Raw genomic sequence first — 14,651 nt, 5'->3', positions numbered from 1 at the left:
TACAATACAATATGTATACTAATCGGAAGCCAGGTGATGAGATGCAATTAAAAGATGTAGGGGAATTTAATTTCATTCGCCACATTCAAGATAATACGATACATGATCCAAGTACTGTGATTACAGGAATTGGTGATGATTGTGCTGTATATAGTGCTAAGGAAGAAACAGATCAATTAATTAGTACTGATACGATGGTGGAAGGGGTTCACTTTAGCTTTCACTATATGAAGCCCTATGATGTAGGCTATCGTCTCATGACGGCCAATTTGAGTGATATTGCTGCTATGGGTGGTACTCCTCGTCAAATTGTGCTATCTGTGGCGGCACCTGAATATGTTGATACGGCTATTCTTGATGAAGTTTATAGAGGTATAAAAGATCAATGCGCAAAATATCATCTTAATATACTTGGTGGGGATACGGTGCGTACGGAAGGGCCCATGGTGTGGACTGTAACAATTATTGGTGATGTCCCTAAAGGAACTGCTATTATGCGTAGCGGTGCGCAAGTAGGTGATATTGTGGGTATTACAAATTACGTAGGTTATGCTGCTACAGGTTTGGGCGCCTTATCATATAATTTAGATGGTTATCATATGACCAAGGTTGGTCATCAACGTCCAGATCCACAAATAGAATTGGGCCAACAATTGAGACAATTAGGTATTCATAGTATGAATGATATAAGTGATGGTCTCGGTAGTGAATTAAATGAAATTGCATCGGCTAGCAATGTATCTATTGTCATAGAGGAAAAAGCTATTCCACTACATGAGGAGACTTATGAATTAGCTAAGTATTTGCAGACTAATCCAGTAGATTATGCATTGTATGGTGGCGAGGACTTTCAACTAGTATTCACGGCTCCTAAATCATTGCTTCCTAAATTAGAGAATTTAGCAGGCATTACAATAATTGGTGAAGTTGTATCTGGATCAGCTCAGGTGCAGATGGTAACACCGGATAAAACGATTAAGACCATAGAAGCGAAAGGATATAATCATTTTCATGAATCATAAGGCACAGGTTCAATTAGAGACTCATACAGTTGAAGATACACAACAATTTGGACAATTATTAGGCAAATGGGTCAAACAAAGTGGTGACCCTTTATGTATTGCCTTAATTGGTGATTTGGGGACCGGAAAAACACATCTATCCCAAGGCATTGCGAAAGGGTTTGGCGTTACAGAGGAGATTACTAGCCCTACGTTTGCCATCATGAATACTTACGATGTTGATAGAACACATTTATATCATTTTGATGTATATCGATTAGATGATATAAGTGAATTAGAAAATATTGGCTTTTACGAATATACAGATGACTGTGTATCCATTGTGGAGTGGGCTGATAAATTTTCTGATGAATTACCAGATGAAACATTATGGATATATTTAACTCGTATTGATGATACAAGCCGATCCATTACGTTAAGTAGTGATTATCTTACAAAAGATGATTTAGTAGATATAGGAGGCCCATATGTGGTTGGGAATTGAGACAAGTTCGCTCGTATCGAGTGTGGCCTTAATGGATGAAACAAACTTGATTGGTGAACTAACTATTCAAGCGGGATTAACTCATTCTGAGCAGCTAATACCTCACATCGACATGTTGTTGCGAGCCTCACAAGTAAAAAAGAATGAACTAAAAGGTATTATAGTTAGCATTGGTCCTGGTTCATTTACGGGATTGCGTATAGGTATGGGGACTGCAAAAGCTATGGCTTATGCCTTACAAATTCCATTGTATGGTGTGATGACAATGGATAGTTTGGCTCATAATGTTTCATATACAAATAGAACTATCTGTACTGTTATCGATGCTCAGAAAAAGCATGTATATGCTGGTCTATATCGATATGAAAACAATGAGCTAGTATGTAAAGAGGAACCGTTTGTTATTGCAGCTAGTGATTTATTAGAAAAGTTCCGAGAAACTAAGGAAGAGGTCTTATTCTTAGGTGATGGTTTCAAGCGCATTGAAAAGCTTTTAGACGAAAACGATACTAATTTGACTATTCTAGATATTTCACAACGCATTCCTAAAGCCAGTTCTTTACTTTTAGAGGGACGCGACTTAGTTATCCGTGAAGAGATATGTGATCCAATGGATATGGTTCCTTATTATATCCGTCGTTCTGAAGCAGAGGTTTTATGGGAGGAACGACATAAGGATAATCCAGACATGTTAAACCAAAATCCTACAGTTGTTGTCACCGAAGCGGCAGGAGTAGAATAATGGAGATTCGGTTAGCTACTGTAGATGATGCTCAAGCCATTTATGATATAGAACAACAGTCCTTTTCTGTTCCATGGAGCTTGGAATCGGTACTTGCTGAACTTGAAGGGGCCGATAATAAGTTATATATGGTTATTTGTGAAGAAAATCATATTGTGGGCTATGCTGGTGCTTGGCTCGTATACGATGAAGGACAAATCACGAATATTGCCATTCTACCTTCCGCCCGTGGTAAGGGATATGGCTCAAAACTTACTAAAGAATTAATAGATGAATGTTTGAATAGAGGGATGCATGAAATCTTCTTGGAGGTACGCATATCTAATTTACCTGCCTTGGCAATGTATAGAAATCTAGGATTTACTGTTAAAGGAATTCGAAAAGATTATTATTCAGAGCCAAAAGAGGATGCTTATATTATGTCTCTCGTTTCAGAGGAAATAGAATGAGTATTTACACATTAGCCTTGGAAAGTAGTTGCGATGAAACATCTGCATCTGTCCTAAAGGATGGGCGTACTGTTTTATCTAATGTAATTTCTAGCCAAGTGCCTATTCATAGAAAATTTGGTGGTGTTGTACCAGAAATCGCATCACGTCATCATATTGAACAAGTTATACCGGTTATAGATCAAGCATTGCGCGATGCAAATGTAACCTTACAAGATATAGACCATATTGGCGTTACCTATGGCCCAGGTCTAGTGGGCGCATTATTAGTTGGTGTAGCTGCTGCAAAGGGGTTATCCTTTGCTACAGGTATTCCTTTGGTACCAGTTCACCATATGGAAGGTCATATCTTTGCTAATTTCTTAGCCAATCCTGAATTGGAGCCTCCATTTTTAAGCCTCGTTGTGTCTGGTGGTCATACCATGTTAGTGCATGTAAAAGGCTATGAAGAGTTTGATATTCTTGGACAGACTCGCGATGACGCAGCGGGGGAAGCATTTGATAAAATTGCTCGTGTTATGGGGTTCCCTTACCCAGGTGGCCCTCATATCGATGCCCTCGCAATTGAAGGCAATCCAGATGCTATTGAATTTCCAAAGGCTTTGAGTGAACCTGGTAATTTCGAATTTAGTTTTAGTGGCTTAAAATCTGCTGTATTAAACTATTTAAATAGTAAGCAGCAAAAGAATGAGCCGATAAATCAAGCAGACGTTGCAGCATCCTTCCAAAAGGCGATTGTAGATGTATTAGTTGAGAAAACACGAGATGCAGCGCATACATTGGGGGAAACTCGTATTACTATAGCTGGTGGTGTTTCGGCTAATAAAGGTTTACAAACAGCATTACAAAAGATGTGCGAAAAAGAAGGGTTTACCTATTACAAGCCTCATAAAATTTTGTCCACTGATAATGCAGCGATGATTGGTTGTCGCGCTTATTATATGGCTCAAGCGGGTAAATTCGCAGATTTAACATTGAATGCAAAACCAAGTGTTGAAATTGGACATGTATCTTGGAAAGAGGATTAATCGTGGATATCGGTCAAGATATTTTAAATACAACACCATTAGGTCCATTACAAACCTCATTATTAGAGCATATTAGTAAACTTATATCCTTTGGCGAGTCATTGACCCGTCAAAGGATACAGATTTTTACACCTCTTCTAGAGTCCTCACAAGGTACTATGCATCATCGTGCCGATATGCTGTGTATTGAACGAAGTGACCAAGGTGTTATTACTCGACAGTTAAAAGGGAATAATACATGGCATTCTATGATGGAAAATGGACAACCGCTTATTGGGGTAGAACATGATCAACGACAACATGTTTTTCCTGTTGTAGATAATGGTGGTCGTATTATTGGGGGCATAGCTTTTACCGTGTCTCCGTCTATTAAGATAGAGCAATATGAGCAAGAATATACCTTGTCAGATACGATGCAACGGCTCATGCTGACTGCTACGGATGAGCAAATACAATCGTATGAACCAATCTCATATTTTGACGGTTTAATTATTTTTGATGATTCTCATAGAATTCTGTATGGTAATGAGGCGGCTGTACAACTAGTAGATTTGCTAGGATTTGACCGACGACTTGTGGGCTCGTCGATTTATAGCAGTACCTTAAAAGTTTCAGCCATCCAACAAGTGTTAGATGATAGAACGATATACACTAGTGAAGAAATCTATCAAGATATGGTCATTCGTCAACATATGATTCCTATTGCTATGGGCCGTAATGAAACACGTTGTTTCCTCGTGCTTCACGATTGTACCCGTGAAAGTAAGCAGCAACAAGAATTACTGGTAAAGAACTCGATTATTAAAGAGGTTCACCATCGTGTAAAAAACAATTTACAAACGGTAGCTGGATTGTTGCGTATGGAGGCTAGACGTTCTAGCTTACCTGAGGTTAAACAAGCCTTGCAAGAGGGAATAAATCGTATTGAAAGTATGGCATTAGTTCACGATATTGTATCCCATTATGACGAGGATTATATAGGTATCCGATCAATTTATGACGAGCTATGTCGCTTATTGCGTATGAGTATGGTTCAACAAGACCAAGATGTTACCTTTACTTATAGTGGAGAGGATATGTTGATTTCCTCTCATATGGCAAGTTATGTATCCCTCATAATTAATGAGCTAATTACCAATAGCCTTGAACATGGCTTAGATGGTAAAAATGGAGAGATTCGTTTAGCTGTTACAGAGTCAGAGGAATATATTGTATTAGCCTTTTCTGATACGGGGAAAGGATTACCTCCAGAGTTTTCTATTAACTCCAACAAACGCTTAGGACTAACTATCATTAATAATTTAGTTACTCATGAGCTAAAAGGTAAATTATCTGTAGCAAATACGGGTGTTGGTGTACTCGTAACAATACATATGAAGAAGGAGAAGTAAATGCGCGTTTTAATAGTGGATGATGAATCCCTTATACGTATGGATCTACGCGATATTATTGAATCCTGTGGTCATGAAGTTGTAGCAGAAGGCACTAATGGGGTAGAAGCCATTAAACTTTGCAAAGAATATAAACCTGATATTGTTCTAATGGATGTAAAAATGCCAGAATTAGATGGCATCGAAGCAGCACGACAAATTGGCTTTCACCATGAAGCACCTGTAGTTCTATTAACAAGTTATAGTCAACAGGATTTAATAAATAAGGCTAGAGAATCTGGCGTATATGGATATTTAATTAAGCCTGTTCGTGAAGAACAATTGGTTCCAACCTTAGAAATGGCATTAGGGCGTTATCATAGTGATGCTGAGCTACGCGAAAAAATGGCTGAATTAGAACAATCATTAGAGGATCGTAAAATCATTCAAAAAGGAACCGGTATATTGATGGAGCTATACTCTATATCAGAAGAGGAAGCCTATAATCGTATTCGCGCCCTAAGTATGAAGAAACGAGATAGTATTGTTAATATCTGTAAAGCATTAATTAATCAAGTTTCAAAATAGATACAAAGACTAGTATAAGAATCAAAACTTATACTAGTTTTTTTGTGTCTAACATCAAATAAAAACTAAAAAGTCAAAAAATCAAAATTTCTGCTTGCATTTATTTTGACATCGGTTATAATAATACATGTAATTAGCACTCGGTAACTTAGAGTGCTAATAAATTGTAAATAATAACTAGTAAATAAGGAGTGACATCATATGTTAAAACCATTAGCTGACCGCGTTCTTATCCGTTTAGAAGCAAAAGAAGAAAAAACTAAAAGTGGTATTTTCCTTCCTGATACAGCAAAAGAAAAACCTCAAGAAGGTGTAGTAGTAGCTGTAGGTGCTGGTAAAGTTTATGACAATGGTCAACGTGTAGCTCCAGAAGTTAAAGTTGGCGATACTGTTATGTTCGCAAAATATGCTGGTAGCGAATTAGAAATCGATGGCGCTACTCACTTGATCATTAGCGAACGCGATATTTTAGCAGTATTATAATAGCTGATTAATAGCTTTCACGGCTATACATATTAATGATACATTCTATATTGCCTTAGGGCATATATTTCTATACATTGGATAGTGTTACTATCTAGGAGGTAATACATATGGCAAAAGAAATCTTGTTTAATGAAGAAGCTCGTCGCGCTTTAGGTCGTGGCGTTGATCAATTGGCAAATGCTGTAAAAGTTACATTAGGACCAAAAGGCCGTAATGTTGTATTGGATAAAAAATTCGGTTCCCCAACAATTACAAACGATGGTGTAACTATTGCTCGTGATATCGAACTTCCAGATCCATTTGAAAACATGGGTGCTCAATTAGTTAAAGAAGTTGCTACTAAAACTAACGACGTAGCAGGTGATGGTACTACTACTGCAACTGTATTGGCACAAGCTATGATTCAAGAAGGTATGCGCAACGTAGCAGCTGGTGCTAACCCAATGATCTTGAAAAAAGGTATTGAAACAGCAGTAAAAACTTTGGTAGAAGAAATTAAAAAACGCTCCATTAAAGTTTCTGGTAAAGCTGAAATCGCTCAAGTTGCTAGCGTATCCGCTGCTGACGAAGAAATCGGTGGTTTGATTGCTGAAGCTATGGAAAAAGTTGGTAACGACGGCGTTATCACGGTAGAAGAATCCAAAGGCTTGCAAACTGCATTAAACGTAGTAGAAGGTATGCAATTCGACCGTGGCTACATTTCCCCTTACATGGTAACTGATCCTGATCGTATGGAAGCTGTTATGGATAACCCATATATCTTGATTACTGACCGTAAAATCAGTGCTATCGCTGATATGTTGCCAACACTTGAAAAAGTTGTAAAAGTAGGCAAAGAACTTCTTATCATCGCTGAAGATGTAGAAGGTGAAGCATTGGCTACATTGGTAGTAAACCGCTTACGTGGTACATTCAAAGCTGTAGCAGTTAAAGCTCCTGGCTTCGGTGACCGTCGTAAAGCTATGCTTGAAGATATCGCTATCTTGACTGGCGGTACTGTAATTACTGAAGATATGGGCCGTAAACTTGATTCCGTAGAACTTACTGACCTTGGTACAGCTCGTCAAGTTCGTATTACTAAAGATGAAACTACAATCATCGATGGTGTAGGCGATAAAGATGTAATTGCTAAACGCGTTAGCCAAATCCGTGCACAAGTGGAAGAAACAACTTCTGAATTCGACCGTGAAAAATTACAAGAACGTCTTGCTAAATTGTCCGGTGGTGTTGCAGTTATCGAAGTAGGTGCTGCTACAGAAGTTGAAATGAAAGATAAAAAACTTCGTATCGAAGACGCATTGAATGCAACTCGCGCTGCTGTTGAAGAAGGTATCGTAGCTGGTGGTGGTACTACATTCATCGACATCATCCCTGCATTGAACACATTGGAAGCTACTGGTGATGTTCAAACTGGTATCAACCTTGTTAAACGTGCAGTAGAAGAACCTCTTCGTCAAATCGCTTACAATGCTGGTCTTGAAGGCTCCGTTGTAGTTGAAAAAGTTAAAAATACTGAAGCTGGTGTTGGTTTCAATGCTTTGACTGAAGAATACATCGACATGGTAAAAGCTGGTATCGTGGATCCTGCAAAAGTTACACGTTCTGCTCTTCAAAATGCTGCATCCATTGCATCTCTTGTATTGACTACTGAAACAATCGTAGCTGACAAAGTAGAAGAAAATGCTGCAGTTCCTGCAATGCCTCCAATGGGTGGCATGGGCGGTATGATGTAATCAACTGCTTAGTGCATAATCTATAAGATTTAGAATAATCCTAATGAATTAGGAACTATATGTTCACTTTTTCATTAGGATTATTTTTGTATGTGGATTATCAAATCGATAAAATTGATTTTGTATACAACATATGTTATAATTCTATAGAATTTAATATTGAGTCTAGTTTGACACAGTAGTTACTGACCTTTATAATATGGTTATCGAATTATTTCGATGTTGTTTAACCTGAAAGAAGGATTACTATGTTGAGCTTTATTTTTAAAAGTAAACCTAATTATGTTAATTTTGGCCTCTTAGTTTATCGTTTGGCACTTGGTATTTCCATGTTTTATCATGGATATTTAAAGTATTTGAGCGGTGCTGAAGGCCTTTATAAAGTTGGAGCTATGTTGGCACCATTAGGTGTACCTGGTGGTTATGAAATATTAGGCACTATGGCAGCATATGCAGAAATGATAGGCGGCGTACTTATAGCAATTGGTCTATTTACACGGATTGGATCTTTGTTACTTATTGGTACATTAGCAGTGGCCACAATATTAAATCTTAGTGGCAGCTTCTTTAGTTGGGACTATCCATCTCAAATGGGCTTTGGTGTACTTATGTTATTCTTCGCAGGTGCAGGTCGCTATAGCCTAGATAAAGCTTTATTTAAATAATAATTAGGATAATAGACTCGTCGATTGATGAGTCTTTTATTTGTGTAGCGAGGTTATTATGAATACAAAAACAGTTCCGTTTACAGCTGAACAATTAGAAAATATTATTGCCCAATATCCAACACCATTTCATATTTACGACGAAGAAGGTATCATTGAAAATATGAAATCTTTCATCGATGCATTTTCTTGGAATAAAGGGTTTAAACAATATTTTGCTGTAAAAGCGACTCCAAATCCATATATTATGCGTGTGTTACAAAAACTTGGGGTAGGTGCAGACTGCTCTTCCTTGGCAGAGTTGATGCTATGCGAAAAAGTGGGCATTACAGGTCATGACATTATGTTCACATCTAATGACACACCATATGTAGAATATAAAAAAGCACTAGAAATGGGTGCTATTATCAACCTAGATGATATTACTCATATTGAATATTTAGAAAAAAATCATGGTTCTTTGCCTGATACGTTCTGCGTTCGTTATAACCCAGGCTCCTTAAAAGAAGGGGGCAATACAATTATTGGCCTTCCTGAAGAAGCTAAATACGGTATGACTCGTGAACAAATTTTTGAAGCCTACAAACAACTACAAGCAAAAGGTGTAAAACACTTTGGTATCCATACAATGGTTGTTTCTAATGAACTTGATATCGATGGCTTAGTTGGCACGGCTGAACTTTGCTTTAATCTTGCCGTAGATATTAAAAATGAGCTTGGCATCAATGTTGAGTTTATCGATCTTGGTGGTGGCGTAGGTGTTGCTTATAAACCAGAACAAACACCTGTAGACTTCAAAGCGCTTAGTAAGGGTGTAGAAGAGGCTTACAATAGAATTCTCGTAGCTAATGGTCTTGGTGATGTAGCATTAGCTTATGAATGTGGTCGTATGGTTACAGGTCCATTTGGTTACCTAGTTTCTACAGCGATTCACAAAAAAGATATTTATCGTCATTACATTGGTCTTGATTCTTGCATGGCAAATCTTATGCGTCCAGCATTATATGGTTCTTATCACCATATTACTGTAATGGGTAAAGAAAATGCGCCTAAGGACCATGTATATGATGTAACGGGCTCCTTATGTGAAAATAACGATAAGTTTGCTATCCAACGTGAATTGCCAAAAATTGATATTGGTGATCGTATCATCATTCATGATGCTGGTGCACATGGTCATTCTATGGGCTTTAACTATAATGGTAAATTGCGTTCTGCTGAGTTGTTATTACATAAAGATGGCTCTGTTACACAAATTCGTCGTGCTGAAACATATGATGATTTGTTTGGCACTCTCGATTTCTCCAACCTATAATTTAATATTGAGAATCGAATAGGATGAGAATGAATATTATTAAAAGCCTATCAATATATGTAATATATGATATTCTTTTAATTCCTGTATATTTTAGTAGGAATATCTTGCTATCATTTAGATAAGAATGTATAATAATTGTAGATTGTTATGCACATACTTGCTAAGTTGGCGAGAATTACGGCGGTATTCACGTTAGTGCGTACCGCCTTTTTATATGTGTCAGTATATACGTTTTACATATAACGATTGTATGCCTCGATATTGAGGATACATAATAAAAAGGAGTGAATATTTTGGCTGAATTACTTCAGATAAAAGATTTAAAGGTATCCGTTGAAGATAAACAAATCTTGAAAGGTATCAACTTAACAATTAATAAAGGTGAAATTCACGTTGTAATGGGCACAAATGGTGCAGGTAAGTCTACACTTGCTAATGCTATCATGGGTAACTCTACATATACTGTAGACAGCGGCTCCATTATTTTTGATGGTAAAGATATTACAGAAGATGCAGTAAACGATCGTGCAAAAGCTGGTATTTTCATGTCCTTCCAAAATCCAATTTCTATTCCTGGCATTACAGTAGAAAACTTTATTCGTACAGCAAAATCTACAATTACTGGCGAAAATGTACGTGCCTTATCCTTCAAAAAAGAATTGAAAGAAAAAATGGATGAATTATCCTTTGATTTGTCCTATGCACAACGTTATGTAAATGAAGGTTTCTCCGGTGGTGAACGCAAGAAAAATGAAATTCTTCAAATGTCCATTTTGAATCCTAAATTGGCTATTCTTGATGAAACTGACTCCGGTCTTGACGTAGACGCAGTTCGTATCGTATCCGAAGGCGTACAACGTTTCCACAACGAAGACAATGCTGTATTGATCATCACTCACCACAACCAAATCTTGCAAAAATTAAAACCTGACTATGTTCATGTATTGATCAACGGTAAGATCGTTAAAACTGGTGATGCTTCTCTTGTACGTGAAATCGAAGAAAAAGGTTACGACGCATACAAAGCATTAGCATAGGAGGCACAATGGAAGAAAGAAAGAAAACCCAAGTCGCGGATATGGACCGTGGTGTCTATGATATTAAGAATGACTTTGAATATTCTTATATTTCTGATGCCGGTTTAACAGAAGATATTATCCGTGAAATTTGGTCTAATAAAAATGAACCTGAATGGATGCTTGACTTCCGTTTGAAATCTTTAGAAATCTACAATCGTATGGGGATTCCAAACTGGATTCCTGATATTTCTGGCTTAGATATGGCTAATATCCATACTTATGTTAAGCCTAAAGTAGATATGAAAGAAAACTGGGACGAAGTTCCAGAAGAAATTAAAAGCACCTTTGACCGCTTAGGTATTCCAGAAGCGGAAAAAACATCTCTTGCTGGTGTTGGTGCACAATATGACTCTGAAGTTGTTTACCACAGTATTCAAGAAGATCTTGTTAAACAAGGTGTTATCTATACTGATATTGAAACAGCATTACATGAACATGAAGAAATCGTAAAAAAATACTGGATGACATTGATTCCACCTACAGACCATAAATGGGCGGCTCTTCATGGTGCAGTTTGGTCTGGCGGTTCCTTCGTATACGTTCCAGCAGGCGTACAAGTAGAGATTCCATTGCAATCTTACTTCCGCTTGAATGCACCAGGTGCTGGTCAGTTTGAACATACTATGATCATTGTAGAAGAAGGTGCTAAATTGCACTTTATCGAAGGTTGCTCTGCTCCTAAGTATGATGTATCTAACCTTCATGCAGGCGCTGTTGAATTGTTCGTTAAAGACAATGCTACATTGCGTTACTCTACAATTGAAAACTGGTCTAAAAATATGTACAACCTTAACACAAAACGTTGTGTAGTAGGTAAGAATGGTACAATCGAGTGGGTATCTGGTTCCTTTGGTTCCAAAGTTTCTTGCTTGTATCCAATGAGTATTCTTAACGGTGAAGGTGCGCATGCTGAATTTACAGGTGTAACATTCGCTGGTGAAGGCCAATTCCTTGATACAGGCTGTAAAGTGGTACATAATGCACCATATACAACAAGTAATGTAAACTCTAAATCCATCTCTAAATCCGGTGGCGCTGCAATTTACCGTGGCCTTTTGAAAATTGGTCCTAAAGCTGAACATTCTAAAGCAACAGTTTCTTGTGAATCCTTGATGCTTGATGCTGAGTCTCAATCTGATACAATCCCAGCAATTATCGTAGAAAACGATAATGTGGATTTAGGTCATGAAGCAAAAATCGGTCGTATTTCCGATGAAGCAATTTTCTACCTCATGACTCGTGGTATCAGCGAAGAAGAAGCTCGCGCTATGCTTGTTCGTGGTTTCGTAGAGCCAATCTCTAAAGAATTGCCACTTGAATATGCAGTAGAAATGAACAATCTAATCAATCTTGAATTAGAAGGTTCTATCGGTTAAGGAGGAATTATGAGCGAATTACTATTTAATGAACTCCCTAGACCGACATTCAGATGGTTACGTGTTAATCATACTGTAAGCTCTCTAGCTGGAGAAGATACAGCGGTACAATCCATCGCTGTAGAAGCGAATCAAAATATTCTTTCACCATTACCTACTGGTACAGCATTACTAGATGGTAATTATGAAGGTGCCAATAAAGAAGCTGTTCTAGAATTAGTGGAAAAAGCGGAAGGCTATGCTATCAATGTACCTGCTAAAGCGAAAGAAGTAGTAGGTATCCGCATTGATGCTAATGCTCGTGTAGCAAACCGTTTCCAATTTATCGTTGGTGAAGGTGCAGAATTAGAAGTACAATTCTATGTAACTGGTTCTGGTGATGCACTCACGAATGTAAGCTATTTAAACGAATACGATGTTAAAAAAACTGGTAAGGTTGTAGTGAAAAAGGTAAATCTTTTACCTGAACATGTACAACATATCGAACATCGTTATACAAAATTGGAAGATAAAGCAGATGTAGAATACATTAACATTGAACTTGGTGGTAGCGAAAATATTTTGAACTACTATCATGATTTAGTAGGTCAAGAATCTCGTATGGTTCATGATATTGCTTATCTTGGTAACGAAGAACAAAAATTTGATATCTCCATGATTATGAGTCATGGTGGTAAAAAATCCTTCAGTGATATTCATACATTAGGTGCTCTTAGTGGGCATTCTAAAAAATCTTTCCGTGGTACTCTTGATTTCCTTCATGGTGCAACAGCTTCTGAAGGTGCGGAAGAAGATACTTGCTTATTGTTAGATCCAACTGTAAAATCTATTTCTTTACCTCTATTATTGTGTAAAGAAGATAATGTAGTGGGTAATCATGCAGCGAGTGCAGGCCAAATTGATCATAATAAATTGTTCTATATCATGAGCCGTGGCTTTAGTGAAGTAGAAGCAAAACATATCATTGTAGAATCTATGATTCGACCTATTATTGATCGCATTGGTGATGAAACGATTGAAGAAGCAGCGTTAGCAGCTGTACGTAATAAAATTTAAAGAGGCGTTTTTATGAGACCAATTGCAGAAGCATACAAAGACTTTCCTATACTACATAAAGAGCATAATGGGCACCGCGTTATTTATTTAGATAGCGGTGCTACTGCACAAATTCCACAATCCGTAATTGATCGTGTTGTGGAACATATGACACAACGTAATGGTAATCCACATCGTGGCTCTCATATTTTAGCTATTGAAGCGTCTGAAGACTATGAAAATGCACGTGATCGCGTAGTTGAATTTATCAATGCTCGTGAACGTGAAGAAGTTGTATTTACACGTAATAGTACAGAATCTATGAACTTGATTGCTCATAGCTATGGTCTTCATAATGTGAAGAAAGGTGACAAGATTGTCATTACTGTTGCGGAACATCATGCCAATCTTGTAACATGGCAATATGTAGCAGAACAAACAGGGGCAACCTTAGAATATATGTACCTTGATGAACATGGGCATTTAAAAGATGGTGAAATCAATAAAATTGATGAGAACACTAAAATTGTAGCCTTTGCTCATGTTAGTAACGTGCTTGGTATGGAATTCCCTGTAAAGGAATTAACTGAAAAAGCGCATTCCGTAGGTGCTGTAGTAGTTCTCGATGGTGCTCAATCTACACCTCATAAAAAAATTGATGTCCAAGAATTAGATTGTGATTTCTTCGTATTCTCTGGTCATAAAATGTGTGCATCTCAAGGTATTGGTGTACTTTATGGTAAACGTGAGTTATTAGAGGCTATGCCACCTTTCCTATTGGGCGGGGATATGATTGAATATGTAAAAGAACAAACTGCTACATTCAATGAGCTTCCATATAAGTTCGAAGCAGGTACACCAAATGCTGATGGTGCCGTTTCCTTGCATGCGGCAATTGATTATTTAGAATCTTTTGGCATGGATGCTATTGAGGCTTATGAGGAGGAACTAGTAGCATATATTCTTCCTAAAATTGTTGCATTGCCACATGTTCACGTGATTGGCTCTCAAAATCCTAAGGAAAAACATGGTGTAATCGCGTTCACTGTAGATGATGTACATCCTCATGATGTAGCTACAATTTTGGACTCTCAAGGCATTTGTGTTCGTTCTGGACACCATTGTGCACAACCATTAGGTGCATTCTACAATGTATCTGCATCTACTCGTCTAAGCATGTACTTATATACTCGTAAGGAAGATTTAGATGCATTCCTAGAAGTATTAAAGACAGTTCGTTCAGTAATGGGTTTTAAAGATTAGGAGATTTACCATC

The 14,651-nt window shown here is 37.6% G+C and carries 15 protein-coding genes; all 15 read left to right on the top strand.

Features of this window, described 5'->3' with window-relative positions:
* Positions 1-41: 41 nt before the first annotated feature.
* The 15 genes from thiL (at position 42) to VRHSUH10_RS02220 (ending at position 14,638) form a co-directional block, all read left to right on the top strand.
* Positions 42-1,022 (top strand): thiamine-phosphate kinase, encoded by a 981-nt coding sequence (gene thiL / locus VRHSUH10_RS02290; RefSeq protein WP_105089282.1) that lies wholly within the window; start codon positions 42-44, stop codon positions 1,020-1,022.
* On the top strand, positions 1,012-1,506 hold the full coding sequence (gene tsaE / locus VRHSUH10_RS02285) for a tRNA (adenosine(37)-N6)-threonylcarbamoyltransferase complex ATPase subunit type 1 TsaE (protein WP_105089281.1): 495 nt from the start codon (positions 1,012-1,014) through the stop codon (positions 1,504-1,506). Before thiL ends, tsaE begins: the two co-directional genes overlap by 11 nt.
* Positions 1,490-2,248, top strand: coding sequence for a tRNA (adenosine(37)-N6)-threonylcarbamoyltransferase complex dimerization subunit type 1 TsaB (gene tsaB / locus VRHSUH10_RS02280; protein WP_105089280.1), 759 nt, complete (start codon positions 1,490-1,492; stop codon positions 2,246-2,248). Before tsaE ends, tsaB begins: the two co-directional genes overlap by 17 nt.
* A complete protein-coding gene (gene rimI, locus VRHSUH10_RS02275; protein WP_105089279.1) occupies positions 2,248-2,697 on the top strand; it encodes a ribosomal protein S18-alanine N-acetyltransferase in 450 nt (149 codons plus the stop codon). Before tsaB ends, rimI begins: the two co-directional genes overlap by 1 nt.
* The gene (gene tsaD / locus VRHSUH10_RS02270) at positions 2,694-3,725 is read left to right on the top strand and encodes a tRNA (adenosine(37)-N6)-threonylcarbamoyltransferase complex transferase subunit TsaD (protein ID WP_105089278.1); all 1,032 of its coding nucleotides are present in this window, start codon (positions 2,694-2,696) and stop codon (positions 3,723-3,725) included. The genes rimI and tsaD overlap by 4 nt, the downstream gene beginning before the upstream one ends.
* A gap of 2 nt (positions 3,726-3,727) precedes the next feature.
* Positions 3,728-5,116, top strand: coding sequence for a sensor histidine kinase (locus VRHSUH10_RS02265; protein WP_105089277.1), 1,389 nt, complete (start codon positions 3,728-3,730; stop codon positions 5,114-5,116).
* Positions 5,117-5,683 carry an ANTAR domain-containing response regulator gene (locus VRHSUH10_RS02260; RefSeq protein WP_105089276.1) on the top strand — a complete coding sequence of 189 codons (567 nt, stop codon included), beginning with the start codon at positions 5,117-5,119 and terminating at the stop codon, positions 5,681-5,683. It abuts the gene before it with no gap.
* Positions 5,684-5,884: 201 nt separating this feature from the next.
* The gene (gene groES / locus VRHSUH10_RS02255; RefSeq protein ID WP_004696047.1) at positions 5,885-6,166 is read left to right on the top strand and encodes a co-chaperone GroES; all 282 of its coding nucleotides are present in this window, start codon (positions 5,885-5,887) and stop codon (positions 6,164-6,166) included.
* Between the two features lie 110 nt (positions 6,167-6,276).
* On the top strand, positions 6,277-7,902 hold the full coding sequence (gene groL / locus VRHSUH10_RS02250) for a chaperonin GroEL (protein WP_105089275.1): 1,626 nt from the start codon (positions 6,277-6,279) through the stop codon (positions 7,900-7,902).
* 248 nt (positions 7,903-8,150) lie between these two features.
* The gene (locus VRHSUH10_RS02245) at positions 8,151-8,567 is read left to right on the top strand and encodes a DoxX family protein (protein WP_105089274.1); all 417 of its coding nucleotides are present in this window, start codon (positions 8,151-8,153) and stop codon (positions 8,565-8,567) included.
* A 58-nt stretch (positions 8,568-8,625) separates the two neighbouring features.
* On the top strand, positions 8,626-9,882 hold the full coding sequence (locus VRHSUH10_RS02240) for a diaminopimelate decarboxylase (RefSeq protein WP_005386368.1): 1,257 nt from the start codon (positions 8,626-8,628) through the stop codon (positions 9,880-9,882).
* A 296-nt stretch (positions 9,883-10,178) separates the two neighbouring features.
* On the top strand, positions 10,179-10,922 hold the full coding sequence (gene sufC / locus VRHSUH10_RS02235; RefSeq protein ID WP_039969146.1) for a Fe-S cluster assembly ATPase SufC: 744 nt from the start codon (positions 10,179-10,181) through the stop codon (positions 10,920-10,922).
* Between the two features lie 8 nt (positions 10,923-10,930).
* Positions 10,931-12,340, top strand: coding sequence for a Fe-S cluster assembly protein SufB (sufB, locus tag VRHSUH10_RS02230; RefSeq protein WP_105089273.1), 1,410 nt, complete (start codon positions 10,931-10,933; stop codon positions 12,338-12,340).
* Between the two features lie 9 nt (positions 12,341-12,349).
* Positions 12,350-13,396 carry a SufD family Fe-S cluster assembly protein gene (locus VRHSUH10_RS02225; protein ID WP_105089272.1) on the top strand — a complete coding sequence of 349 codons (1,047 nt, stop codon included), beginning with the start codon at positions 12,350-12,352 and terminating at the stop codon, positions 13,394-13,396.
* A 12-nt stretch (positions 13,397-13,408) separates the two neighbouring features.
* Complete coding sequence (locus VRHSUH10_RS02220) at positions 13,409-14,638, top strand: SufS family cysteine desulfurase (RefSeq protein ID WP_105089271.1); 1,230 nt, start codon at positions 13,409-13,411, stop codon at positions 14,636-14,638.
* The last annotated feature ends 13 nt before the right edge of the window (positions 14,639-14,651 follow it).

This window comes from Veillonella sp. T11011-6 (assembly GCF_002959755.1).
In the GTDB taxonomy this organism is placed as follows: Bacteria; Bacillota; Negativicutes; order Veillonellales; family Veillonellaceae; genus Veillonella.
This window is presented reverse-complemented; position numbering and strand designations above follow the sequence as displayed.

Excerpts from the sequence above, each read along its gene's own strand:
- thiL (WP_105089282.1), top strand. The coding sequence starts at position 42 with ATGCAATTAAAAGATGTAGGGGAATTTAATTTCATTCGCCACATTCAA.
- tsaE (WP_105089281.1), top strand. The coding sequence starts at position 1,012 with ATGAATCATAAGGCACAGGTTCAATTAGAGACTCATACAGTTGAAGAT.
- tsaB (WP_105089280.1), top strand. The coding sequence starts at position 1,490 with ATGTGGTTGGGAATTGAGACAAGTTCGCTCGTATCGAGTGTGGCCTTA.
- rimI (WP_105089279.1), top strand. The coding sequence starts at position 2,248 with ATGGAGATTCGGTTAGCTACTGTAGATGATGCTCAAGCCATTTATGAT.
- tsaD (WP_105089278.1), top strand. The coding sequence starts at position 2,694 with ATGAGTATTTACACATTAGCCTTGGAAAGTAGTTGCGATGAAACATCT.
- VRHSUH10_RS02260 (WP_105089276.1), top strand. The coding sequence starts at position 5,117 with ATGCGCGTTTTAATAGTGGATGATGAATCCCTTATACGTATGGATCTA.
- groES (WP_004696047.1), top strand. The coding sequence starts at position 5,885 with ATGTTAAAACCATTAGCTGACCGCGTTCTTATCCGTTTAGAAGCAAAA.
- groL (WP_105089275.1), top strand. The coding sequence starts at position 6,277 with ATGGCAAAAGAAATCTTGTTTAATGAAGAAGCTCGTCGCGCTTTAGGT.
- VRHSUH10_RS02245 (WP_105089274.1), top strand. The coding sequence starts at position 8,151 with ATGTTGAGCTTTATTTTTAAAAGTAAACCTAATTATGTTAATTTTGGC.
- VRHSUH10_RS02240 (WP_005386368.1), top strand. The coding sequence starts at position 8,626 with ATGAATACAAAAACAGTTCCGTTTACAGCTGAACAATTAGAAAATATT.
- sufB (WP_105089273.1), top strand. The coding sequence starts at position 10,931 with ATGGAAGAAAGAAAGAAAACCCAAGTCGCGGATATGGACCGTGGTGTC.
- VRHSUH10_RS02225 (WP_105089272.1), top strand. The coding sequence starts at position 12,350 with ATGAGCGAATTACTATTTAATGAACTCCCTAGACCGACATTCAGATGG.
- VRHSUH10_RS02220 (WP_105089271.1), top strand. The coding sequence starts at position 13,409 with ATGAGACCAATTGCAGAAGCATACAAAGACTTTCCTATACTACATAAA.